The 25,075-nt window shown below is 44.3% G+C and carries 21 protein-coding genes and 2 pseudogenes; 19 read left to right on the top strand and 4 right to left on the bottom strand.

Going from position 1 to position 25,075, the window contains the following annotated elements; genetic code table 11:
• The 6 genes and pseudogenes from rsxC to gloA all read left to right on the top strand — a co-directional run bounded on the left by rsxC (window position 1) and on the right by gloA (window position 6,289).
• Entirely contained in the window at window positions 1-2,637 is a 2,637-nt protein-coding gene (gene rsxC / locus OJ16_RS04360) for an electron transport complex subunit RsxC (protein ID WP_040987799.1), read from the top strand.
• Window positions 2,637-3,683, top strand: a complete 1,047-nt coding sequence (gene rsxD / locus OJ16_RS04355; protein ID WP_040987797.1) for an electron transport complex subunit RsxD — start codon at window positions 2,637-2,639, stop codon at window positions 3,681-3,683. Before rsxC ends, rsxD begins: the two co-directional genes overlap by 1 nt.
• An 8-nt stretch (window positions 3,684-3,691) precedes the next feature.
• Window positions 3,692-4,330, top strand: a complete 639-nt coding sequence (gene rsxG / locus OJ16_RS04350; RefSeq protein ID WP_040987795.1) for an electron transport complex subunit RsxG — start codon at window positions 3,692-3,694, stop codon at window positions 4,328-4,330.
• A pseudogene (locus tag OJ16_RS04345) lies at window positions 4,323-5,011 on the top strand (electron transport complex subunit E). Before rsxG ends, OJ16_RS04345 begins: the two are co-directional and overlap by 8 nt.
• A 105-nt stretch (window positions 5,012-5,116) precedes the next feature.
• Window positions 5,117-5,752, top strand: a complete 636-nt coding sequence (gene nth, locus OJ16_RS04340) for an endonuclease III (protein WP_040987793.1) — start codon at window positions 5,117-5,119, stop codon at window positions 5,750-5,752.
• A 120-nt stretch (window positions 5,753-5,872) separates the two neighbouring features.
• The gene (gene gloA, locus OJ16_RS04335; protein WP_040987791.1) at window positions 5,873-6,289 is read left to right on the top strand and encodes a lactoylglutathione lyase; all 417 of its coding nucleotides are present in this window, start codon (window positions 5,873-5,875) and stop codon (window positions 6,287-6,289) included.
• A gap of 108 nt (window positions 6,290-6,397) precedes the next feature.
• Here the strand turns inward: gloA and motY are convergent, their stop codons facing one another.
• Complete coding sequence (gene motY, locus OJ16_RS04330) at window positions 6,398-7,279, bottom strand: flagellar protein MotY (RefSeq protein ID WP_040987790.1); 882 nt, start codon at window positions 7,277-7,279, stop codon at window positions 6,398-6,400.
• A 291-nt stretch (window positions 7,280-7,570) separates the two neighbouring features.
• Between motY and rnt the strand changes: the two genes are divergently transcribed.
• Window positions 7,571-8,230 (top strand): ribonuclease T, encoded by a 660-nt coding sequence (gene rnt, locus OJ16_RS04325; RefSeq protein WP_040988780.1) that lies wholly within the window; start codon window positions 7,571-7,573, stop codon window positions 8,228-8,230.
• A gap of 185 nt (window positions 8,231-8,415) precedes the next feature.
• Window positions 8,416-9,741, top strand: coding sequence for a Na+/H+ antiporter family protein (locus OJ16_RS04320; RefSeq protein ID WP_040987788.1), 1,326 nt, complete (start codon window positions 8,416-8,418; stop codon window positions 9,739-9,741).
• Window positions 9,742-9,854: 113 nt separating this feature from the next.
• On the opposite strand, the gene bamC is transcribed toward OJ16_RS04320, so the two are convergent.
• Both bamC and dapA read right to left on the bottom strand, forming a co-directional pair.
• Window positions 9,855-10,880: an outer membrane protein assembly factor BamC gene (gene bamC / locus OJ16_RS04315; RefSeq protein WP_040987785.1), complete on the bottom strand. Its 1,026-nt coding sequence runs from the start codon at window positions 10,878-10,880 to the stop codon at window positions 9,855-9,857.
• A gap of 53 nt (window positions 10,881-10,933) precedes the next feature.
• Window positions 10,934-11,812 (bottom strand): 4-hydroxy-tetrahydrodipicolinate synthase, encoded by an 879-nt coding sequence (gene dapA / locus OJ16_RS04310; RefSeq protein WP_040987784.1) that lies wholly within the window; start codon window positions 11,810-11,812, stop codon window positions 10,934-10,936.
• Between the two features lie 428 nt (window positions 11,813-12,240).
• Here dapA and OJ16_RS04305 point away from each other — a divergent pair, with 428 nt between their 5' ends.
• From OJ16_RS04305 to bcp (OJ16_RS04275), 7 genes and pseudogenes are all read left to right on the top strand, one after another.
• On the top strand, window positions 12,241-12,783 hold the full coding sequence (locus OJ16_RS04305; protein ID WP_040987782.1) for a glycine cleavage system protein R: 543 nt from the start codon (window positions 12,241-12,243) through the stop codon (window positions 12,781-12,783).
• A gap of 12 nt (window positions 12,784-12,795) precedes the next feature.
• Window positions 12,796-13,128, top strand: a pseudogene (gene bcp, locus OJ16_RS04300) (thioredoxin-dependent thiol peroxidase); the annotation flags it as partial.
• Window positions 13,129-13,219: 91 nt separating this feature from the next.
• Window positions 13,220-14,611, top strand: coding sequence for a tyrosine-type recombinase/integrase (locus OJ16_RS04295; RefSeq protein WP_040987780.1), 1,392 nt, complete (start codon window positions 13,220-13,222; stop codon window positions 14,609-14,611).
• Between the two features lies 1 nt (window position 14,612).
• Complete coding sequence (locus OJ16_RS04290) at window positions 14,613-16,934, top strand: hypothetical protein (RefSeq protein WP_040987778.1); 2,322 nt, start codon at window positions 14,613-14,615, stop codon at window positions 16,932-16,934.
• 13 nt (window positions 16,935-16,947) lie between these two features.
• A complete protein-coding gene (locus OJ16_RS04285; protein WP_040987776.1) occupies window positions 16,948-19,149 on the top strand; it encodes a site-specific integrase in 2,202 nt (733 codons plus the stop codon).
• On the top strand, window positions 19,146-19,634 hold the full coding sequence (locus OJ16_RS04280) for a bacterioferritin comigratory protein (protein WP_040987773.1): 489 nt from the start codon (window positions 19,146-19,148) through the stop codon (window positions 19,632-19,634). Before OJ16_RS04285 ends, OJ16_RS04280 begins: the two co-directional genes overlap by 4 nt.
• Before the next feature lie 114 nt (window positions 19,635-19,748).
• Window positions 19,749-20,213, top strand: a complete 465-nt coding sequence (gene bcp / locus OJ16_RS04275; protein ID WP_040987771.1) for a thioredoxin-dependent thiol peroxidase — start codon at window positions 19,749-19,751, stop codon at window positions 20,211-20,213.
• A 54-nt stretch (window positions 20,214-20,267) separates the two neighbouring features.
• Here bcp (OJ16_RS04275) and OJ16_RS04270 read toward each other — a convergent pair whose 3' ends face one another.
• Window positions 20,268-20,612, bottom strand: a complete 345-nt coding sequence (locus tag OJ16_RS04270) for a helix-turn-helix domain-containing protein (protein ID WP_040987770.1) — start codon at window positions 20,610-20,612, stop codon at window positions 20,268-20,270.
• Window positions 20,613-20,715: 103 nt separating this feature from the next.
• On the opposite strand from OJ16_RS04270, the gene OJ16_RS04265 reads away from it, so the two are divergent.
• From OJ16_RS04265 to OJ16_RS04245, 4 genes are all read left to right on the top strand, one after another.
• Window positions 20,716-21,246, top strand: a complete 531-nt coding sequence (locus OJ16_RS04265) for a hypothetical protein (RefSeq protein ID WP_040987769.1) — start codon at window positions 20,716-20,718, stop codon at window positions 21,244-21,246.
• On the top strand, window positions 21,240-22,619 hold the full coding sequence (locus OJ16_RS04260; RefSeq protein ID WP_040987768.1) for a DEAD/DEAH box helicase: 1,380 nt from the start codon (window positions 21,240-21,242) through the stop codon (window positions 22,617-22,619). The genes OJ16_RS04265 and OJ16_RS04260 overlap by 7 nt, the downstream gene beginning before the upstream one ends.
• A gap of 775 nt (window positions 22,620-23,394) precedes the next feature.
• Window positions 23,395-23,646: a hypothetical protein gene (locus OJ16_RS04250; protein ID WP_040987766.1), complete on the top strand. Its 252-nt coding sequence runs from the start codon at window positions 23,395-23,397 to the stop codon at window positions 23,644-23,646.
• Window positions 23,647-24,288: 642 nt separating this feature from the next.
• Window positions 24,289-25,002, top strand: a complete 714-nt coding sequence (locus OJ16_RS04245) for a hypothetical protein (RefSeq protein WP_040987765.1) — start codon at window positions 24,289-24,291, stop codon at window positions 25,000-25,002.
• Window positions 25,003-25,075: the final 73 nt, after the last annotated feature.

Here is a 25,075-nt window from a genome sequence, read left to right as displayed (position 1 = left end):
ATGTTGTCATTAATCGAACAAATTAAAACTGGCGCACTTTGGAACTTTCCAGGCGGCGTTCATCCACCAGAAAATAAACAACAGTCGCTAAAAACCACTCTTGATCGCGCATCCATCGCCAAAGAGATCGTTTTACCGATCAAACAACACATTGGTAAACCGGGCAATTTGATTGTTTCTGCGGGCGATCGCGTATTAAAAGGTCAACCTCTGACCAAGTACGACATGAGTTTCATGTTGCCTGTGCATGCGCCAACGTCTGGCATTATTACCGCGATTGAACCACGCACGACCGCTCATCCATCAGGTTTATCAGAAATCTGTATCGTAATTGAACCTGACTTCAAAGAAGAATGGGTCGCGAGCCACAGTCACGAAAATAACGACGAAAACTTTCAAGAGAAAACACCCGAAGCGCTGATTGAAGTGATCCGTCAAGCGGGTATTTCAGGTATGGGGGGCGCAGGCTTCCCAACGGCGAAAAAAATTCAAGCCGGGCTTGGTCGTACTGAAATTTTGATCATCAATGCGGCGGAATGTGAACCTTACATTACTGCCGATGATGTATTAATGCAGCAATACGCTGATGCGATTATCCAAGGCATTGAAATTGTTGAGCACATTCTAAAGCCGAAACTCACTATCATCGGTATTGAGGATAACAAGCCAGACGCCATCAAAGCGCTCGAATTGGCTGCGCAGCACAAAGATATTGTGATCCGCGTGATTCCAACCAAATACCCTTCGGGTGGTGAAAAACAGCTCATCAAAGTGCTCACTAACAAAGAAGTGCCCAACAATGGCATCCCAGCCGATATTGGCTTGTTAGTGCAAAACGTTGGCTCACTGTATGCGATTCAGCGCGCGGTGTGCCATGGTGAACCGTTGATTGAACGTATTGTCACTCTCACGGGCAATGCATTTCGCCAACCAAAAAATATTTGGACCTTGATCGGTACCCCCGTTCAAGCCCTGTTGGATGAGTTTGATTACAAAGCTGAGCGTAAACTGCCACGCTTGATCATGGGTGGCCCGATGATGGGCTTTACTCTGCCACATGCCAATGTGCCAATCACGAAAACCTCCAACTGCATTTTGGCGCCAACGCGCCGCGAAATCGTATCGGATCAACATGAAATGGCCTGCATTCGTTGTGGTGCCTGTGCTGAAGCGTGTCCGGCTTCACTGCTACCGCAACAGCTACAATGGTATGCCAAGGCACAAGATTTCGATAAATGTACCGAGCTCAATATCAAAGACTGTATTGAATGTGGTGCCTGTGCTTTTGTATGCCCAAGCGAAATCCCACTGGTTCAATACTATCGTCAAGCAAAAGCGGAAATCCGAACACGTAAAGAGGAAGCCGATTCTGCCGAGCGTGCACGTCAACGTTTTGAAGATAAGAAACTGCGTTTAGAGCGTGATAAAGCCGAACGAGAAAACCGCTTTAAGAAAGCGGCCGATGATCGCCGTCAAGAGATGAAATCGAGTGGCAGCGATGATGCCATTGCCGCCGCGATTGCTCGTGTTAAAGCGCAAAAAACAGAAGCCGAAGCGAATACGCCAGACGTTAAACCCGCGGTTGCGGCAGCCATTGCACGCGCAAAAGAGAAACAAGCACAAGCGATGCAGCAAGGCCAAGCTGAACCAGACAATAGTGAAATGGTTAAGTTGCGTAAAGAGCGCAAACGCCAAGCTCGTGAGCGTAAAGCTGAATTGCACAATGAAATAACGGGCAATACAGAACCGACCTCTGCAAGCAATAAACAAAGTGCTGTCGCCGCCGCCATTGCGCGCGCAAAAGCCAAAAAAGCACAGCAAATGCAAGCAGATGCTGCACCAGCTAACGCTGAAAATAACGGGATTGAGGCCGTAAACGAAGCGGATGCGAAGAAAGCCTCTGTTGCTGCGGCGATTGCCCGAGCTAAAGCACGCAAAGCTGAGCAAGCTGAACCGGAAAGCGAAGCGGATGCAAAGAAAGCCGCTGTAGCCGCTGCAATTGCGCGAGCTAAAGCACGCAAAGCTGAACAAGCTGAACCAGAAAGAAAACCGGCCGACGCACCAAGCGAAGCGGATGCAAAGAAAGCCGCTGTAGCCGCTGCAATTGCCCGAGCAAAAGCACGCAAAGCCGAGCAAGCTGAACCAGAAAGCACACCGGCCGACGCACCAAGCGAAGCGGATGCAAAGAAAGCCGCTGTAGCCGCTGCAATTGCCCGAGCAAAAGCACGCAAAGCCGAGCAAGCTGAACCGGAAAGCACACCGGCCGACGCACCAAGCGAAGCGGATGCAAAAAAAGCCGCTGTTGCTGCGGCGATTGCCCGAGCTAAAGCACGCAAAGCTGAACAAGCTGAATCATCAGTAAAAGAATCTGTTGAAGCGCCAAGCGAAGCAATTGAAGCCGTAAACGCCGTTGATCCCAAAAAAGCTGCCGTCGCCGCTGCAATTGCCCGAGCAAAAGCACGCAAAGCTGAGCAAGCAGAATCATCAGTAAAAGAATCCGTTGAAGCGCCAAGCGAAGCGATTGAAGCCGTAGACGACGTTGATCCAAAGAAAGCCGCCGTCGCCGCTGCAATTGCCCGAGCAAAAGCTCGTAAAGCAGAACAAGAACAACAAAAACAATCTGAGGAGAAAGAGTAGTGGCCTTCTTTATTGCCAGCTCACCCCATGCGCATAGCCGCAGAAGTACTCCTGACTTAATGAAGTGGGTCGCGCTTTGTGCGCTACCTGGCCTTATTACCCAAACGTACTTTTTTGGCTGGGGAACACTGATTCAATTAGTGTTTGCCATTGTGATTGCATTAAGTCTTGAAGCCGCAGTGATGCTACTGCGTAAACGTTCACCTATGTCTGCATTGCGCGACAATAGCGCACTAGTGACCGCATGGTTACTGGCCGTTGCCATTCCCCCACTCTCTCCTTGGTGGATCATTGCGATTGGTTTGATCTTTGCGATTGTCATCGCCAAGCAATTGTATGGTGGCATAGGTCAAAACCCGTTTAACCCGGCGATGATCGCTTATGTGGTATTACTGATTTCGTTCCCTTTGCAGATGACCAGTTGGATTTCACCGATTGCACTGCAATCGACCCCAATCAGTTCGGCTGATGCGTTTTGGCTCATTTTTACCGGTTACGATATCGAAGGGTTGTCACTGCAGCAAATCCGAACCGGTATTGATGGGGTGACCATGGCGACCCCACTCGACAGCTTTAAAACGGCACTAATGGCAGGCAGCACGGCAAGTGAAGCGATAACACAGCCGCAATTTAGCGCTTTTGCCGGCATTGGTTGGCAGTGGGTTAACTTTGCTTACTTGATTGGCGGTATTGCGATGATCAAACTACGTATCATCAACTGGCAAATCCCAGTCAGCTTTTTAGCGAGCTTGATGGTGATCAGCGGTTTATTCATGCTATTTACCCCTGATCAAACCGCGTCACCACTGATTCATCTCTTCTCTGGTGCCACCATGTTAGGGGCATTCTTTATTGCGACCGATCCGGTTTCAGCCTCCACCACGGTGAAAGGTCGACTGATTTTTGGCGCCTTTATTGGTGCGATGGTATTCATTATCCGCAGTTGGGGTGGTTTCCCTGATGGCGTGGCATTCGCGGTATTGCTCGCCAATATGTGTGTACCACTGATTGATTACTACACCAAACCTCGCACTTATGGCCACTAAGGATCCACATGCTAAACGCTATTCGTAAAAACGGGGTTACGCTAGCCATCTTTGCTTGTGCATCGACTGGCTTGGTGGCGTTAACTCAATATCTGACCAAAGATCAGATTCAATTGCAGGAACAAAAACAGCTGCTTTCGGTACTGAACCAAGTGATTCCAACAGAATTGCATGACAATAGTTTATACCAAGCCTGTACGCTGGTAGAAGATCCTGCACTCGGCACGACTCAGGCCATGCCTGCGTATATCGCCACGTTAAACGGCGCACCGAGCGCCATCGCGCTTGAAGCCATTGCGCCAGATGGTTATAACGGCGCAATCAAAATCATTGTCGCGGTTCAACAAGATGGAACAGTATTAGGGACGCGAGTCTTGTCTCATCAAGAAACGCCGGGGCTGGGTGATAAGATTGATCTGCGCGTCAGCGACTGGGTTTTGAACTTTACGGGTAAAAAAGTCACCGAAGGCAATCAATCCAGTTGGGAAGTTCGTAAAGACGGTGGTCAATTTGATCAATTTACCGGCGCAACCATTACCCCACGCGCCGTGGTAAGATCGGTAAAACGTACCGTCGATTACATCAACCAAAATCGTCAACAGTTACTGGCTCAGCCACGTAATTGTGGAGGAGAAAATAATGGCTGATAACAAAAAATTGTTTAAAGATGGCATGTGGGACAATAACCCTGCATTGGTTCAATTATTAGGTCTTTGTCCCCTACTTGCGGTGTCATCAACCGTCACCAATGCATTGGGTCTCGGCATTGCCACCTTATTGGTTTTGGTCAGTTCAAACGTCACTGTTTCATTAGTGCGTGATTACGTGCCAAAAGAAGTCCGCATTCCGGTCTTTGTGATGATCATTGCCGCTCTCGTAACTTGCGTGCAGCTGTTAATGAATGCTTACGCGTATGGCCTGTATTTATCACTGGGTATCTTTATTCCTCTCATCGTCACCAACTGCATCATCATTGGTCGAGCGGAAGCCTTTGCGTCTAAAAACGATCCACTTCCAGCGGCATTGGATGGGTTATGGATGGGCCTAGGCATGACAAGCGTACTGGTTGTACTTGGTGCAATGCGTGAGATCATTGGCAATGGAACCCTGTTTGACGGCGCTGACTTATTGCTTGGTGAATGGGCTACGATGTTGCGTATTGAAGTGTTCCAATTCGATAGCAGCTTCTTACTGGCGCTTCTTCCGCCAGGGGCATTTATCGGGGTCGGCTTTTTAATCGCATTAAAAAACATCATCGATAAAAAATCGCCGAACGCCAACCAAAACAAGAGAAACCAAGTATTGAACGCGTGCGTGTCACGAACTGATCATCATTCGTAAGCCATGCGCCTTTACTCTCAAAGCTCGAAGCACAATCGATACTTTACGCCGTTCACCCCGTGTAAAGTATCGACACAGGACGTAACGAATCAATGAATAACACCAAACGCGTTGAAATTCTCAAGCGCCTAAGGGACAACAACCCGAACCCGCAAACAGAACTAAACTGGAGTTCTCCTTTTGAGTTATTAATCGCCGTGCTACTTTCTGCGCAAGCGACCGACGTCAGTGTCAATAAAGCAACCGATAAGCTATATCCGGTTGCCAATACACCGCAAACAATCTTTGATCTGGGTGTTGATGGTGTCAAAAGCTACATTAAAACCATCGGGTTATTTAACTCTAAAGCCGAAAACGTCATTAAAACCTGCCGCATTCTTCTCGATCAACACGGTGGTGAAGTCCCTGAAAACCGTGAAGCACTGGAGGCCTTACCCGGCGTAGGCCGAAAAACGGCAAACGTTGTGCTTAATACGGCATTTGGCTGGCCGACCATCGCAGTGGATACTCATATCTATCGTGTCTCTAATCGCACCAAGTTTGCCATGGGCAAAAATGTCGATCAGGTCGAAGAGAAGCTGCTCAAGGTTGTACCGAAGGAATTCAAACTGGATGTGCACCATTGGCTGATTCTTCATGGACGCTATACGTGTATCGCTCGTAAGCCTCGCTGCGGCAGTTGCATCATTGAAGATCTGTGCGATTTTAAAGATAAAACCGACGTGTAATCAAAGCAGCCAAATGGCTGCTTTTTTGTGCGATAAGCAAAGGCATTGGACACTAAATCATTGCTAGATAAACGAAAACTTCGTGGTAATATTTGAGCAGAATTATATTGGGAGCAAATTATGTCAAACGGACGCATTCTACACACCATGCTGCGTGTCGGCGATTTAGATAAATCTATTGAGTTCTACACCAACGTAATGGGTATGCAGCTATTACGTAAAAATGAAAATACTGAGTACCAGTACACCCTAGCCTTCTTGGGTTATGGTGATGAATCTCAGGGCGCGGTAATTGAACTGACTTACAACTGGGGCACCAGTGAATACGACTTAGGTAATGCGTTTGGTCACGTTGCGATCGGCGTAGAAGATGTCTACGCAACTTGTGATGTTATCAAAGCGGCAGGCGGCAATGTCACTCGTGAAGCCGGTCCAGTAAAAGGCGGTACCACACACATCGCCTTTGTAAAAGATCCTGATGGTTACATGATCGAGCTCATCCAAAGCTCTCAAGCCTCAGCAGGTTTAGAAGGCTAGTCTAAACCGCATTGTACATAGGGCAGCCTCGCTGCCCTTTTTTATTGCTCAGCGTTTATCGAACACTCACTGACGTAATATTGTAGGTTCATGCTCGTCTGTTTCGTGCTAGATCTGTGTGCGTCCTAACGAAATCACTACGCGGCGGTTTTTATCTTTACCAATCGGTGAAGCATTGTCTGCGATTGGACGACGCTTACCATACCCTTGCGCTTGAATGCGGTCTTCTGGCAACCCTATCGATTGAAAATATTGGAGCAACACATCGGCACGCTGCTCTGATAGCCCTTGGCTTTCGCTTTTGCTGTCTTCTGAATCGGTGTACGTCGAAACTAACACCAAATCAATATCTTGGTTGTAACGGACATACTCAGCAATTTGCGTTAGACGCTTTTGCGACGCTTTGTTCAACTGCACACTTGAGCGGTCATAATGTAAAATCGTAAACGCAATATCTTCAAAACTGTATGGCAATAAATTCGCAATACAGTCACTAAATACATTGTATGACGGCTGGAAAAGCACCGAGGATAAGGCGACCTCAACACGCTGATCGCGACTTTGCCATTCTTGGTAGCCAAAAGTCGGATAGCGGCCTTTCTCTAACTCACTCAAAATACTCCAAGCGGTTTGGCCACCCACATAACCATCAAACTGCTTAAAAAAGCGAATATTCGTCATGCGATCGGCACTATCACCCGGTCGCCATACTGGCGGCATCGACACCAGTGATACATCGCGCGTTTCCCCCATCGGGCGTTTCATTTTTAACTCGAAATCAAGGTTAATGTTTTTACTCGCGTGCGATGAGAAAACGGCGTCACCAAAATTGGGGATCGGGTGCACCAGTTGACATTCAAGAGGAGTGTTTGCCACCATTTGCCATTGGGACTGCCCAGGATTGGCAACATAAACCTTATCCATCGCCCAGCTGCTTGAGCTAAAAGTGAGTATGGATAGGGCAAGACTAGTGACAATGTGCATTTTCATGACGTTCTGCTTCTCTTTGTTGTATTCATTGGCGGCACAGCCTTGCCTCTTAAAGAGAATCGTCACATGCCGTAGCAGATAAAGCAAAATTCCCGCCAACTTTCTATATTCCTATCCGATTTCACGTTTCTTCGTTGATAAGTTAAGCAATACCATGATGATAATTCCGCGCTTTTCATCACATGCTTAAAAAGCACACCGCTAACCACGCGAATATGTAAAATAATGTTGATTGGTATTGAACTTAGAATCTGCAATAATGCAAACCTTGTCACACTAATCTATTACAACATGACTGTAGAAAACGAAGCATTGACGCTCAAAAAACGCTTTCGCGGCTATTTCCCAGTGGTTATCGATGTCGAAACTGCGGGTTTCAACGCCCAAACTGATGCGCTATTAGAAATTTGTGCCATTACCTTGAAGATGGACGAAAATGGCGATCTCCATCCAGCGTCAACTCTCCATTTTCATGTTGAACCTTTTGAAGGTGCGAACTTAGAAAAAGAAGCACTGGAATTTATTGGTGTTCGCGATCCTTTCAGCCCTTTACGTGGCGCGATTGCAGAATCTGAAGCATTAAAAGAGATCTACCGACAAGTTCGCAAAGAGCAAAAAGAGGCCGATTGTAGCCGCGCGATTATCGTTGCGCACAACGCGACATTTGATCTGAATTTTGTCATGGCGGCGAGTGAGCGTAGTAAATTAAAACGAGTCCCTTTCCATCCTTTCGCTACTTTTGATACTGCTGCATTAAGCGGCCTTGCTTACGGCCAAACCGTTCTGGCTAAAGCTTGCAAAACGGCAGGGATGGCGTTTGACAACAAAGAAGCCCATTCAGCACTGTACGACACCCAAAAAACAGCAGAATTGTTTTGCGGTATCGTCAATAAATGGAAAGCACTTGGTGGTTGGCCACTTATTGAACCAGAGGCTGACAAAAAAGAATAATATCAATACAGATAAGTCAGTGGGCATCCGTTGCCTCGTAAGCGCTTAGAACAACGCCTAGATTGTCGATAACCCGTTATTGAAACCCTTTTTCACATACGATGTTGTCAGCGCTTACCTCTGCATAAATGACCCAGACTGAATTAGGTTGATATATAAATGTAAACACAACTAATGAGTTAACTATGAATCCAGTCGTAATATCTGTCTGTGTCATGCTGATACTCGCGCTAATGCGCGTGAATGTCGTGGTCGCATTAACATTCAGTGCCATCGTCGGTGGTCTTGTCTCTGGTATGAGCTTAAATGACACCGTTTCAGCATTTGAAAGTGGTCTTGGTGGCGGCGCGACTATCGCCTTAAGCTATGCCATGTTAGGTACGTTTGCCGTTGCTATCTCTCGCTCGGGCATCACGGACTTACTTGCTAACAGCGTTATCCGCCGTTTAAACGGCAAAGAGAATGGTTCTACCACTACCGGCTTAAAGTATGCCGTGCTCGTTGCGCTTATCTTAGTGACGATGTCTTCTCAAAACGTGATACCTGTTCATATCGCTTTTATCCCTATTTTGATCCCGCCTCTTCTTAGTGTTTTTGCCAAACTCAAACTCGATCGCCGCATGATTGCTTGTGTGCTGACCTTTGGTTTGATTACCCCATACATGGTATTACCGATTGGTTTTGGTGGCATTTTCCTCAACAACATCTTGCTGAAAAATCTTCATGACAACGGCCTTGATAATGTCGTGGCAAGCCAAATTCCAACGGCGATGCTATTACCGGCTGCAGGGATGTTGTTTGGTTTGTTAACCGCGATTTTCTTTACTTACCGTAAGCCGCGTGAGTATGCAGAAACAAGCCACACGAAGGCCGCTCAAGAAACCCAAGCCATCAATAAGAAAAATATCGTTATCGCGATACTTGGCATTATTGCCGCTTTGGCAGTGCAGTTAACGACCGGTTCAATGATCATTGGTGCATTAGCAGGCTTTATGGTGTTTACCTTTGGTGGCGTCATCGCGTGGAAAGAAACGCACGATGTATTTACCAAAGGCGTGCATATGATGGCGATGATTGGCTTTATTATGATTTCAGCGGCAGGCTTTGCGGCGGTAATGAAACTGACTGGCGGTGTTGAAACACTGGTTGCATCATTGTCGACCAGCATTGGTGACAACAAACCATTAGCCGCATTGTTGATGCTGGTTGTCGGTCTACTGGTGACCATGGGAATCGGTTCTTCATTCTCAACCATCCCTATCATTGCCACGATCTATGTACCGCTAGCGGCAGCATTTGGCTTCTCGCCAATGGCGACGATTGCTCTTGTGGGTACCGCGGCAGCACTGGGTGACGCGGGTTCTCCAGCCTCAGATTCAACATTGGGCCCAACATCTGGCCTAAATGCTGATGGTCAGCATGAACATATCTGGGAAACCGTTGTTCCAACGTTTATCCACTACAACATCCCACTGATTATCTTCGGTTGGATTGCTGCGATGGTCTTGTAGGACCATTTAAGCCCCCTGACGCAATGCAGCGTCAGGGGCAAAACATCACCGACAAAAAAAGCTGACCAAGGTCAGCTTTTTTTATTCAACGAAATCACCAAGGTGTAAACAACTTACTCTTGATGCTTGCTGGCCATTGCAGCAAAGACGGGCACCATATCTTTAAGCAACTGCTCTTCGACTGGCTTGCCTTTTGGATCGGTCACGTTGATTGACGTACGGTTACCTAAATCACCAAATAGGAAGGTATAGGTAATCGACTTCAACTCAACTGGTTTCACGCCGACTTCAGCCCAGAACTCATCATCCGGTTCTAAATATTTCGCTTTAATCGTACCCTGTGACTGGTTGCGCTCTTCAATCTGGAAACCCATCTCTGGCAGAATATTTGGTAAGCGATTCCATAAAACATCATAAGGAGCACGAGCGATGATAACCGGTAAACCCGAACGGTCAGCGCCCATTGTAATTGGAATATGTTTCACCAATTCACGCGCTTTACGCTCCGATTCTAGGCGAATATCAAGATCGTAACGAGCGGCGACTAAGTTGCTCATGAAAGCACTGTAACGCTCTTTATTCGTCAGGCTCACTGGTTGCTGTTCAGAACCATGACGCCAATCAATCAACGATAACTTCAACGCTTGGCGGCCATTCACTACCGAACGACTCATTTCATAACGAGCAGACAGTGGCGCATCTTCATCTTCTGAAACCCAAGTCACCCACTCGGTTTCAATACGATTGTCACTTTGTTCACGAATGGCAATGTTGCGTTCAGCAAGCAATGTCTCTGCGGTTTGCCATACTTTATTTGCTTCATCGCGATCAAGCAGCAATATTGTCACATTACCATCAGAGCGATCGATACGAGCTCCAGGGATCAATTCTAAAATTTGCTGTGGTGGACGAATATCAACTTGGCTACCAATTCCACCCGCAAAGTCACCTTGAGGGATGACATAGTTGGTATAAAATTTTGGCTCCGCTCCTTGAAGCGACTGCCATTCTTTTAGCGAAGGCGTGTTGAGGTACTCAAAGTCATCTTGAGCTTGACGGCGCTGACTTGCACCACCTGAACATGCACTTAAAACAAAAACAGCTAGTGCACTAACGACTAGCTGGGGAGACAACTTCATTGAAACTCCTGATCAATCAATGCTGAAGCTTAACGCTTCAGCAATCCTTAAAATTAGTAAATGCAAGCTTCTGACATCGCTTGGGCAATCACGGGTCTTGATGCTTCTGATAGCTCAGTCAATGGTAGGCGTAACCCACTAAATTCAATCAAGCCTAGCTTATGCGCAGCCCACTTCACTGGGATTGGGCTCGATTCGATAAACAGTTTATTGTGCAATGGCATTAAACGTTGGTTAATGACGGCAGCTTCTTCGTAACGGCCTTCACGTGCAAGACGGAACATGGTTGCCATGTCTGCCGCGGCGATATTGTTCGTCACAGAAACCACACCTTGGCCACCAAGGCGAACAAAATCAAGCCCTGTCGCATCATCACCACTTAGTAAGATAAAATCTTGGCCACAAAGTTCACGGTGTTTTGCAATTCTGCTTAAATCACCAGTCGCATCTTTTAATGCAACGATATTTTCAATTTCAGCAAGACGCGCAACGGTTTCAGGAAGAAGATCCACCCCTGTGCGACCGGGTACATTGTAAAGAATTTGCGGTAGATCGCTTTCTTCAGCAATGGCTTTATAGTGAAGGTACAAACCTTCTTGTGTTGGCTTGTTGTAATATGGTGTCACACTCAAACAACCAACGATGCCTGAATTATTCAGTAGGCGGCTAAACGTCACCGATTCATGCGTTGCGTTTGCGCCCGTGCCAGCAATAACCGGAATACGGCCATCGGCAAACTCGACCGTCTTCATCACAACTTTGACATGCTCTTCGATAGTTAGCGTCGCTGATTCACCCGTGGTGCCAACAGCAACGATCCCATCAGTGCCCGCCTCCACATGGTAGTCGACTAACTTCTTCAGGCTAACGTAATCTACTTCGCCATCAAGATTAAAAGGTGTGATTAACGCTACGATACTTCCTGAAAACATGTCCTTCTCCCTAAATTTGATACTTTCTGCATGGTACTGTAATGGGAGGAATGAAGACAAGCGCTTAAACCGCCTTAAGTCATCTATTTATAGGAATATTCCAACCCAACAAGCTTCAAGCGGCAGAATTAAGATCTACGTCATGTTGTTTCCTCCGCGCCGCCCCGAGCATCAAAAGCAAAAAGAGCGTCTAACAAGCCCCCGATTGTAGAGCGGATAGTAGAATAGATTGCTGGCCTGATACCCAAGCAATGCGGCAAAGCGAACACGATTTGAAAGCGCCAGCGTCGGTAATTTCCGAGCCAATAAACAATTTACTCATTGATTGCTTTTGATTGCCGATAAAATGAACTTGCTCACCATTTTTATGAGCATTAAGTATGCTAAGCTAGCGACTTAATAATCAAAACTAACATTGAAGTGATAGTATGACTCAGCATCTGGTAATTACCGCGGTTGGCAGCGATCGCCCTGGCGTATGCAACCAAATTGTTGGCTTAGTGACAAAAGCAGGCTGCAATATTGTCGATAGTCGCATCGCACTATTTGGAAGCGAATTTACGCTTATCATGCTGTTATCCGGTAATAATGCGTCGGTAACCCGTGTTGAAACAACGCTGCCTTTGCTTGGTCAAGAACATGACCTCATTACTATGATGAAGCGCACCGCTAAGCATGCTTTACAAGATAATAGCTATACGCTTGAAGCCTTTATTGAATCTGATGATAAGTTAGGCCTCACCGAAAAATTCACTCAATTCTTCGCTGAAAAAAATATCGGCTTGTCGTCATTGAGTGCTCAGACCATCGACAAAGAAAAGCTGCAATCACAGCATGATCAATTTCATCTGACCTTGACGGCCTCTGTGGATTCCGAGTGTAACTTAATGCAGATTCAGGAAGATTTTTCGAACTTGTGTCAGCAGCTTGGTGTTAGCGGTTCATTGAACTTCATAAAAAATAGTCTTTAATAAGGAATGCTCATGAACACACTGACCGCCGGTACAGCCGCACCCGCTTTCTCTTTACTTGATCAAGACGGTAACACCGTTTCTCTTGCGGATTTCGCAGGTAAAAAAGTGCTGTTTTACTTTTACCCAAAAGCAATGACCCCTGGCTGCACGGTGCAAGCTCAAGGTCTTCGTGATACTAAAGCAGAACTTGATGCGCACAATGTGGTTGTGTTGGGTGTCAGCATTGATCCCGTTAAACGCTTAGGCAAGTTTATTGAACGCGATAACCTAAATTTCACTCTTCTTTCTGATGAAGACCATGCGGCGGCTGAATTGTTCGGCGTTTGGGGCGAAAAGAAATTTACCCTTGGATAAAAAATTTGACAGAAAACCTTGGTAATTTTCTTTGATAGTCTAGCTTTAATATAGGTGGAATATATCAAGGAGATGTACTGTGTCAAATGTTCAAGCAGAACTCAATTACGATGACTTTTGGTTGCTAGATATTGAGGTTGATACTCTAGCCAAGCTAAAGATTATAGGGAAGATAAACGAAGACACTGGCGAAACTGTCTTAACCCCACACCTTGACCCGTCCAGTATCAAAGAGCGCTACAAAAAAACCAAAATTATCATAGCCCCTGATGGTTCGGGGGTTTACCCACAATCTCTCTATCTTGTATCCAAGTTAAGGGGAAATGAGAAAGTAAAAAACACAGACAGTATTGCTAAAGCCCTCCTACTGTTTACTCGTTTCTTGGACTCTACCCATTCCAACCAAGAAGATGAGGATGGCAATGAAATTCCTGCGGAATGCCTAACTTATAAAAGTCTATCGAAATACGAAGAAGAAGGCGCACCTTGGCGCTTTGCTGAGTTCCTAAAAAAGAATTGTCGCCATAGGCGATCAGATGGGGATGAAGCTTGGTCTTTAACGACTGCAAGAGCTTATATGGGGGCCGTTCTTGGTTTTTATAAGTGGATGCAAAAGTTTGGCTATCTAAAAAATGATGATGACCATCTTGTCACTCACTTTAGTAAAGGTACGTATCTTTATGAAGGCTATGACCAACACGATATGCTCACACACACCAAATCAAGTACGAAACGAGAATATGAAATTTCAAACATCATGAAGGAGTTTCCTCGCGCCGACTCTACACCTATCCATAAGAAGTTAAAGCCAATACCACCTGAGCATTTAGCACTATTTGAAGAATATATTGACGGCTTACCGAAGCCTTTCGCTTTGATGTTTAGGTTGGCCATTAAAACAGGCACACGAATTGAGGAACTTACTCACCTCCCAGCATCTAACATTGGTGAGGCTGACATGAGCGAGTTGGACGTTATCCCCATTCACCTAACTAAAACCAAAGGCAGTAAGCCACGTAATATCGAAGTGCCTCTTTATCTCTACGAAGAACTAGAGCAATACAAATACAGCCGTCAAAGAGAGCGAAATGCATTAAAGCGTAAACATTTATTCTACTCCAACTCAGAGTCAGTAGTTGAGGATTATCTGTTTATCTCAAATAAAGGGAATGCTTATTCAGAAAACACTTTAGAGAAACACTTCTCTGCGCTACGTAAACTGATTCAAGAAGTAGAACCAGCATGGTATTACCGTGTTCACGATTGCCGCTCAACATTTGCGACTTATTGGCTTTTTACTGAGTCCGAAGCCAGAGGGGTGAGCTACGAATTTCTTATGGATGAACTAGCAGAACTCATGGGGCACGAAAGTACCACAACAACTGAGAAGTACATCAAGTTTATGAATGAGTATGAATCCAAACTCCGCGCTGCAAAACGCAAAAACAACAAACTAAACGGGGGGTGGTAGCATGGCTAAAAGTCCACTTTCCAAAGGCTCAACCCAAGTCAAGACAACACGAAGCAACAAAAATGTCGTCCAACTCAATCTCACTATTCCTTATAAACAAGCAACTGATAAAAGAACAGGTGAGTTTGATATATCACATTTAGCGCATATGGGTTGCGATAAAACTCGCGGAAAAGTACAAAGCCGCATGCCTTACTTAAGACGTTTTTGCAAAAAAGCACATGAGTCTGTATTAAATGGGAACTCACCACGTACTGTTGCGGAACTCTACGGGGTATTAAGGGGTTACTTATGCTTTTGCGATGCAGTAAACATCAACCCTTTATCCGAAAAGGGATACCTGAAATACGCAGGCAATGATGGTGAATTAAGGCACAGAGTCAAGGTTTATAACCCATCAAAGCGACTTTGGGAAAAATATCACTATGATGAGCTTGGCATTAAAGAATCTACCGCCAGCCTTATTATTTCATCACTATCAAAAGCCCTATCATGGTGCGGATTACCCTCTGAGCGCTGGACGATTTTACATCGCCCCTTCAATTCAAGACACGACTCAACCGAGGCGTATTCGGATGCTGATGAAAAAATTATCGTGACTCGATTAAGCGACTTATTCTTTGGTTTAGCATCACAGTTAATTGCACTCAAGACTGGAAACACACCTGCACCTAATGAGCTCCCAATCTGCATTAATTTTGGTGAATACAAAGAAACGTTGATGGTGAAAACGGATTTGAAAACGAAAAATGGCTTTGCCCATTCTGGTTGTGCGTTCAACCTTGCTATGGGGGCTGCCTACCATTTAATGTGCTATTTCACATCGCTGAATGATAGCGATGTGAGAAAAATTAGCCACCCAATTACCGTCCACGCCGATACCCGCGATAAAAGCCTACAGACGGTGAAGGTAAGCAGTTTTAAGGCAAGGGCGAACAAGGAAGTGGGAGCCATTCTCACAAATGAATCCGATTTCTCATTTGATGTCGAGAAAAAAAGCGGGGTTATGTTCATTAAAACGCTTGCAGAGCTATCTACGCTCTATGGGGAGGAGCGTGATTTACTATTTACACTAGACACTAATGCACAAGAAAGTCACGCCTTCAACATCAAGAGTATCAATCGACACTTAACCACTACATTAAATCTTGTGTCTTCAGAGCGAGCGCTCCTTCTCCCTTGGTTCCAAGAGTTATTTTATTCTTATTTTAACCATGAATGCATAGGACTAAAAAAAACAACCAATGAGCTTGGGCGAGCAATGGTCAGTAAAATCACTGCACCGATTACAAATAAAGCAAGAGTCACTTCAGGGCTATTTCTCTCAGGTTACTGCATTTTATCTTGTTATACCGACCAACCCTTAAAAGGCATTATACTGCCACTGAGTTACTCAGAAAAAGACAAAAATGGCAATGTTACCATTTCCTTTCACTATCAAAATGGCGATAGCGGTCACTTTGTCATTCCCGCAGCGGACAAGGCCTTAATCAAAGATATCGAGCTATGGGCAACAAAAAGAGCGGATAATCAATTGAAAACGCTGCCTCGCTTTCTTTTGAAGAAAGGTAACAATGATAAGTCCGAACAATGGGAAGGCATTAACCCTATATCTGCGAACCTAATGTCCAAATGGGCAATCAAGCCTGGTGAGTATTTCATTAACCTGACATCAAGCAGATTCAGAGAAACTACCAGTTCACAGGAATACCAAGACGGCTTCATGAGCCACCTGGTTAATCTGCTGCAAAATACTCTGGAAACACTTAATAAGCATTATGCCAATGGCAACCCTAAAGAAAACAAAATCATCCTATCTCAAGCCTTACGGGTGCTGGAAAGAATGGCACAAGGGGACTCACTTGAAGAGGCAAAAGATCATGTTCAAACCCAATTAGGCATTCCGATACTGGCGCACGATGAGTGGCTAAAGAGTAAGAAAAAAACCAATCCAAATGGAATTGCATGCAATGGAGAGCAATATGTTCAAAATGGCAAAGGAACCCAACGAGCAACTAATAAGCTAATGGGGGGGGAGCTGCCTTGTGCGGAGTTCGATATGTGCCACTTGTGCTACTCAGCAAAAGCCGTCGATGAGCCTCAGTCCATTTATAAACTAATATCCTTTATTGATGTTCTGCGCGAAGTCCTTGACCAATACCCCCACGCCAAACGAGAGGTACTGGATCGAATTGAAGCTTATGAATGTACACTCGATGGCGCCAGCTCTGAGGTTTACAATGAGGCGTTAGCGCTATTTAAAAAAAATGGACGTCACCCTCGCGTATCCACTGACCACGCCACCCTTTCCATTTATCGCTAATTAAGGGGTTATAATGATTAAGATAGAAGACCTAAAGTTTTTGAAATCAATCCAGATGGCTCAAAACCACCTTGGCGCACATCGTAACTACCTACTTGATGTTTTAAAGCCTGCTATCAAGCGAGGTAATTGGGATGAGTTTGAACAGCTTGATATCGGGTTTACAGTAACGGGTGAATCATTGGGTAAAATTGGTGATAATGAGGCGTGGAGGCGCCTACACTCGTTCTTTGAGCCCCATTCGACAGAAACTGAAACCTTGGATTTCACATTAAATGGGTACGTAATTGAACGCAACCTAGAAAATCAATTAAAAGCACTGTCTTTAACAATGATGTGGACATCCGAGCACAACTACTCATTTCTATCGATTTATAAAACTATCACCAATTTAAAGAAGTGCATTCCCCCTCTTTTGGAAGAGGACCTTAACAGCTTTGAATACGTTGATTTCAATCGTCTTGAACGTTGGATTACTACGGAATCCACTGAGATTGACTTTGAACGAGAGGGTATTTACTCAGCCCTAAATAAACTCACCATTGAAGCAAGAGGCCTACCATTCAATACTAAGTTGAAGCAAAGAGTAAGCGCTAAAGGTTTTGGGTTAGTGCTTAAAGAGGCTAAGCCTCATCCGGTTATTCCTCAGCGCTTATATTACCAAGGCTTAAAGAAGTCCGGCGCGCTCATCGACTATCTGTACCCTTTACGTGATGAGTTGGGCAAGCTACCAAACTACCTCGCCACCTATTTTGATAAGATCTACCAAGAGTACGCTGTATACCTTCTCAGCAATAACGCCACCATGCTAAGCGGTAAGGTTGTTTGGTACTTGGATGGCCGCAATGATAGCGCCAAAGCAAAAAACAGCGCATTTAAAGCCGCTTTTCTTGCACTTAGTTCGCCGTCAAAAGAGCAAGTGTATGAGTTATTGATACAGCATAAACCAGAAATCAGAAATGAATGTCATGAGCGCTTTCACCCTGACTTTTCAGTGTCAATTGGTGATAGAGTCATATCCGGCTTTAATAGAGCCCAAAACCTATTTAAAACATTTAATGGCGGCTGCTTGTGGGGCTTGATTGCTCGTTCTGGTATGCGATCTGATGAAGTTTTTCACCTTCATACCATCAAAGGCTGCACGACTGAGACTATATCTAAGCAGGTTATCAATGTGCTTCATGCTGACCTTTCAAAGACAACAGAAGGCATTCAGTCAAAACAGGATGAGTTCGTCACAACTGAGCTTGGTAAGAAAGCCTACGAACTATTACAAGTCCTTCACGATCCACTTCGAAAGTTACATTCTGATAGCCTACTATTCTTCCATAAAACTGAGGGGGATTTTGGTCCAATCAAAAAAAGCCCTTTGTGCAAACACTATCAAGAATGGTTCTACAACGCACTTGAGGGACAGTTAGCCCTAACCAAAGCAGACATTGCCGATTTGAAGGTGTCTGACCCTAATCGCTCTTTTCATCTTGGTGAGAACTACGACTTCTCAGGGCATCAACTTCGCCGCTCTTTTGCCTACTATCTAATTGGTTATGAACTACTCTCTTTCCCACAACTCAAACAGCAATTCAGTCACGTCTCACTTGCGATGGCAAGACACTACGCCAGAAACGCAAGTAAGTTTCAAAAGCTGCGAAAGAAAAAACAAAACCTTTGCCACTGCATTGAGGAAGAAAGAATTGCCCAACAGGCACAAGTTTACCTCAATATTTATCACAAACTAGCGAATAAAGAGCGCGTGGCTGGCGGTAAAGGTAAAGAATTTGCCAAGCGCAGACTTGCACTCGATGAAAATAGTTTATTTAAAGATAAAGTTGATAACGATATGCTCTCTCTAACCTACTGGAAGCGCTTGGTACGAGAAGGTCAAAGGCACATCCATGCGGTTGCTCCTGGTGTGTATTGTACCTCTACAGAGTGCAGTTTGCGCACACAAGTCAACCTTTTAGAATGTGTCGATTGTCCAAACGACTACATCGTAGATGCGGTATTTGCAGAAGCCAAGCGCAAAGAGGCGGAAATCAATATGCTTTACGATATTGAGCATGACGAATTAAACCCACAAACGGCCACGGAATCATACATTAAAATCACCGCAGCAGAGCGCATCATGGCTAATTTAGGTGTTGATTATGAGCCTGTAGTGTTGCCAAAGGAAGTGCAAGATTTACTTATTCCCTATATCGGAGCGCCAGCATGAAAATCGCGACACGAAAAGCATTAATCGAGGCGTTGGAGCGACTGATGGCGGGTACGCCTAATGACCGAAATTTAAGAAAGAAAGCACAACATGGCAAGCTAAAAATCAACAATAGCACCGTTGAAAAAGAAGCCGGCCTATCCGTGGGGGCACTTCGCAACCATGCCGATATTAAAGAAATGATAAAATCTAACTCGCTGAAAGTTCAAGTGGCCAACAGTGACTCAGCAAGCTCGGAAATCGAGCTATTGCAACAAGAGAACAAGAAACTAAAAAGCGAGAAGACCGACCTCAACCGGCTCAAGAAAAAGTATCACGAATCTGCAAAAAACCATGAACAAGCGTTAGCCATACAAGCAGCTAACCACATAAAGATGATTCAAGAACTCATGGAAATGCTTCCTGCTTCAGAGCGTGAGAAAGCCATGGATAAAGTCGTTAACACTAGGCCCAATAATATCGTTGAAGGCAACTTCAGAAAGTAACTAAACCTAGTTTAGAGTTACCACTAGACAACACCACTAAGCATAGATAAAACTACACACTGACATAATAAGAAAGCTCGATTCAGAGTAAATTAAAGAAAGTAAGGATAACCCATGGCTATCGAAGCAGGACAAACCGCTCCAGATTTTACCTTAAATGACCAAGACAATAACCCTATCACACTCTCTGAGTTGCAAGGAAAGAAAGTATTGCTTTACTTCTACCCACGCGCTTCAACACCTGGTTGTACTATTCAGGCTCAAGGTCTACGTGATACAAAAGCTGAACTAGACGCCCAGAATGTCGTTGTTCTTGGTGTAAGCCCAGACACACCGAAAAAACTGACTAACTTTATCAATAAGCAAGAACTTAATTTCACTTTGTTAGCCGATGAAGACCACGCAGTTTGTGAGAAGTACGGTGTTTGGCAACTTAAGAAATTCATGGGCCGTGAAAACATGGGCGTTGTAAGAACAAGCTTCCTAATTGATGAATCTGGCAACCTTGAGTATGTATTTAATAAATTCAAAACCAAAGACCATCATGAAGTTGTTCTAGATTACCTCAACAACAAATAGTATTTAAATTACAGGCTCCAAACCGAGCCAGTGCCCTTTCACTGGCTCACGTAGCTAGTCCCCTTTCGGACTACTATTTTCAAATGACTCTTCAATAAGCCGCACCGTCACCTCAAGAACCTTCTGCTTATCCGTTTCAGAGAGCTTATTTAGATTCACAGCTAACTCCGCAGAAATCTCATCTTCACAAAAGAAGTAACTCAAAGGCACACCAAACTCATCTGCAATTGACTTTAACGTACTGATATCTGGTGTATGTTTCCCCTTTTCGTATTGATTCATTCTCGGGCTTGCGGAGCTTTCATCCATACCTATACGCACTCCCAAAGCTTTTTGGGAGAGTTTCGCTTTTTTGCGTGCTTCTTTAAGACGCTCAGGGATTGGGTTAGTAAATGACACTTATAGTTCATGTCTCTGATCTCAAGGTAACTAAGATTTTCTTAGTTTTACTGATTTCTGTATACTAAGCAATCCTTAGTTTTTGGTTGGTGTAATTTTGGAAATGAAACGGGCTCGAAGAATTAGTGCGGTCATGCACAAGTTATTGATAGAAAATGGGTTAGATGGATTCACCGTGCTAGAAGCGAGAGATTTGTGGCTATCTCTTGATAATGTGGACTCCAATTCTGCCGAAGCTCGCAAAAAGGTATACCGAGCAATTTTTCACTTTGAAAAGAAAAGTTGGTTGCGAAGTGAAGGTTCAGGTCGGAAAAAACGTTACTTTCAAGCGGAGCAATTTAAAGAGTTACATAACAATGTAACCACGAATAACCAAGCGGATATAAAGCCTAAAGTACCCATTCAAAACTATTCTATTTTGAGCAATGAACGTAACGAATATAAGGGCGAATTGGAAATAATACTTGGGGAGATTGACGAGTATCAGTCGATCGTATCTCGATTTCCTGAACTAGAGAATAAACTGGCCCCTTTACATCAAGAGGCTAAAGAGCGCGCCGCTTTATTGCTCGGTAAAGTGAACGTTTTAACAAAGGTTCTTAATACTCTCTATGAAGGAAATGAACCGTGTTAAGGAAGTGGCAAAGTGAATGCTCTGACAGAGCGTTGGAAAAATATCAATCCAACTGCTCCCATTTCTTTTGCCAAGCTACACCTGGAGCAGGAAAGACAGTGCTTGCCGCTAACATTGCGTCAAGGTTGTTACAAAGTGACATGGTAGATCTTGTATTGTGCTTCTCACCATCGTTGACGGTTTCTGATGGTATAAAAAGAACCTTTTCGTCGAGACTTAAGTGTACGTTTAATGGTGGCATGGGATCTGTCGGGCAATCTTTAACATACCAATCTATCCAATTCCTCAATGACGAATTTTGGCAAACATTGCGGAATCACAGGGTCTTTGTTGTCTTTGATGAAATACACCATTGCTCTGGCTCTGAGGTTGAAAATGCGAACATTTGGGGGCAGCAAGTTCTCACTAAGATTCAAGGGCTTGCTACTTTTACCCTCGCACTTTCAGGTACACCGTGGCGTTCAGACTCTTTACCCATTGTGATGGGTGAATACAGCGCCCCAGACGGACAGCTTCTTGTCGATTACCAATACACTCTTAAACAAGCTATAGCTGATGGTGTTTGTAGAAGGCCTAAAATCGTCTTGGTTGATAATGAAGACTTGTCTGTTAGTAGTCGCGAAAAAGTCGAATCCTATTCATCAATATTAGAGATGCTTAAACAGACAAAATCATCCTACCAGAGTGTTATTCACAACCAAGAGGCGATGGAATATCTACTCGGTTTAGGATGTGAGCGGTTAGAAAAAGTACGTATCAGATCCCCTAATGCCGGTGGACTGATTGTTGCAGCGTCGGTTCAACATGCGCAAACAATCAAAGAGATACTATCTCAAAAGTTTGGGCAAACCGTTTCTATCGTCACTTATCGACATGAAGAACCGCTAGCAGAAATAGAGCGTTATCGACAAAACGACGCACAATGGATTGTTAGTGTAGGTATGATCAGTGAGGGTACTGATATTCCGCGCCTTCAAGTATGTTGCCATATGAGTTCAGTCAAAACTGAATTGTATTTCAGGCAGGTGCTCGGACGAATACTTCGTGTGAATAATACAATAAACCAACAAGCGTGGTTATTCACTTTTGCTGAACAAAGTCTGATTGAGTTTTCTGAAAGGGTTGAACAGGATATTCCTGAGTCTCGTCTCTATGTAAGTATGTGGAAACCTATCGAAACAGAGTTCTCTGGTCGAGGAAATAGCTTAAGTGTCGCGCTTCCGCTTGAGTCCCCAAAAGGCGGGAGAACAACAGTATCTTGGGAAAGCAGTACAGACAGTTCAAATAGTCTCTATGGAACACTAGGGACGTTTGATGAGCTTCGACTTGGGGCATTTAAGCAGAGAGTGATCTCGGCTTTCTCTTCTATGTAGTTGAAAAAACCATAGGCTACAATTTCACTAAAGGCACACTGGGGAGGCCGGAATGAATTACTTTGCAGAGGACCCCTTCTAGGTAATGCAAACCTGGAGGGTAAATGAAAAGGCTAAAACAGCAGTACCGGAACCGTATAAAATACCAGTGCCAATATCTTTGGGATCTTTATCCAAGCGTTCGCAGTGGAACTCATAAGCACTTTTCTACCAAGCAGGAGAAGAGCTATTACTTTCTTCACAAGGTTGAGTGTAGAGGTTACCCGATTAAACTGCGCGCCGCGCGAAGAAAAGCGTTAGCTAACCCATGGGACGACTACCAGTCGCATGTGTATGGCCTAGCAAAAAGTTGGAAGTATAACTCGAAGCGCCAAAAACAATACTACCGATAACCTATCAAAGCTCTCTATTCTGGAGAGCTTTTTTATACGCCCTCTCTCAGTCGAAGGATAATTTATCAGTAACGCCATAATAATTTAAACTTAAGCCATTGATTTTAAGGGTAATGCATTACTCTTTGCGCTGATGCTTCTTAAGTGGCCCCTCACATCGCAAGTTGCGATGTGAAGTTAAAACCACCCGGAATCTTACTTTCTGTAAGAAGGGTTACACGTGCTTCTAATTAACACACCAGAGGGCAGATCATTGTGTTGACGGCGCTAGGAAACACAATGATCTGCCCTCTAGTGTGTTTTGAATAAGGTTCTACATTACGGCTAGTAGTCCATTATGCTATAAACTAATCTAATGTCATTTTCGAATCGAGAAACGACTTATGAGCAAGAAAAAGCTATCAAAAAAAGAACTGCTTAAGGGTATTACACCTAAGACTGCCCACGCTGATGGGCTTGCTACAGTTTCATTAGATGAAGTGGGACTAGAACCCTCAGAAAGCGACTATAAAGCCGTTTTGAAAAGAATTGAATCCTTCTTTGATGTGGCTGAACCAGGCACACCCGAAGGTGATGAGCTTGAAAAGCTAGTAACTTGGGTTGAAGGGTATGAAGAAGATCACTTCCCATTTTAAACTAGCTAACCTTCAGTTTTGCCTCAATCAATTTAGATGGCAGTAAAATAATTTGTGCAAGAAGTCCTTGCACAATTGCTCTTACTTTCAGATATGACAAAGCCACAGGCTTTGTATAACAGCTACATACAGAATGTTTTCATTAATTTGAATTCTGGGTGCAGCGTCGGGTGTTTTATCACCAAAGTATATGGAAGGGAAAGCACCTAGACTTATCATATGTCCTCGGTGGTCTGCTTTGCAATTAAGCCAAGTTCAATTCGATACAATTACTTCTGGCCAGACAGTAAATAGTACATCCAAGAAAAAGCAGGGATACCCGAGGCTCTCGACGTTAGTTTAAAGCTAAGGACTGTATGTGGCAAGCTTGCTTCTGCCCCAAACCTTCTTAGCCCCAACGAACAGACTGCCCAACAAGTACTGTAAGAGACCAAACAAACCTAATCCGTATTTTGGGTTCTTATACAGAATTCTTCCGTGGTTCGCCCCGTAACTCTCAGTTGATTCACACAACCGTTTGATAGCTGTTGAGTTTCATAATGAATACAAGCAACATATACAACGGAATGCAAAGACGGAAAAATTCCGTCTATAAAGCTACATTGCTTTTAAATAAGTAAGTTATTTTGAGAGAAGGTAGAAATGGAACAAACAGAAGTGTTGGCTCTCTGGGGGGCTGTGACAGGTACAATTGGCACGTTTGCTGGTTTGCTTGGGTTATGGCTTCGTTTTCGCCAGCATGGTTTGGACAAGTCAAAACTTAAGTGTGAAAGTTCGTTTGGTTTTGATTCCCCAAATAGTTCAAAACACCAAGTTACCGTACGTTCTGTGGGAAGGCGACCAGTTTCTATAGACGGTATTCAATATTGTATTGAACCAAAAAACTGGAAGCAAAAACTATTCAAGCAATGGCACTACCGTAACGGACGGTGGGTTTGTTTTCAAAAAGTGGACAACATCAAGCTTGCTGAAGGTGAAAAAGGAGAAATTAAAATTAGTCTTCCCCAAGGTATTTCCATACCTGATGTTCTCAAAGCATATGTTGTTGATCAAACTGGTAAGTATTGGGCTATCCAGTGGCCTTCAACTAGGAACTTGGAGCAAATAGCCACGACAGAGGTAGTTAAAGAATTAACTGATGAAACAAATTCGAGAATACTTAAAGTGACAGGTTACAGGCTTGGTGAGCGTTATTACCTTGAAACTAGTTTTAACACTAAACCTAGTCGTTCAGGGCTTCCTTGCGGGCGAAGTTTTTGGTTTTTAGATATTCAAAAGTTTCAAGATAAACTTGATGATATTGTTAATAATCAAAGCGGTGATTTTCTAAGTGGTAAAATTGAAGAGATCACATAGCAATTTAACAAACGCTTCAAGTTGATTTGTAACGCTCGGCACTTTTGTCGTCAATTTGAGCTTGCGTGATTTC

Origin of the sequence: Vibrio renipiscarius, from assembly GCF_000827885.1 — a bacterium.
Lineage (GTDB): Bacteria > Pseudomonadota > Gammaproteobacteria > Enterobacterales > Vibrionaceae > Vibrio > Vibrio renipiscarius.
The sequence above is the reverse complement of the archived record's forward strand: the minus strand, read 5'-3'. Positions and strand labels throughout refer to the sequence as shown.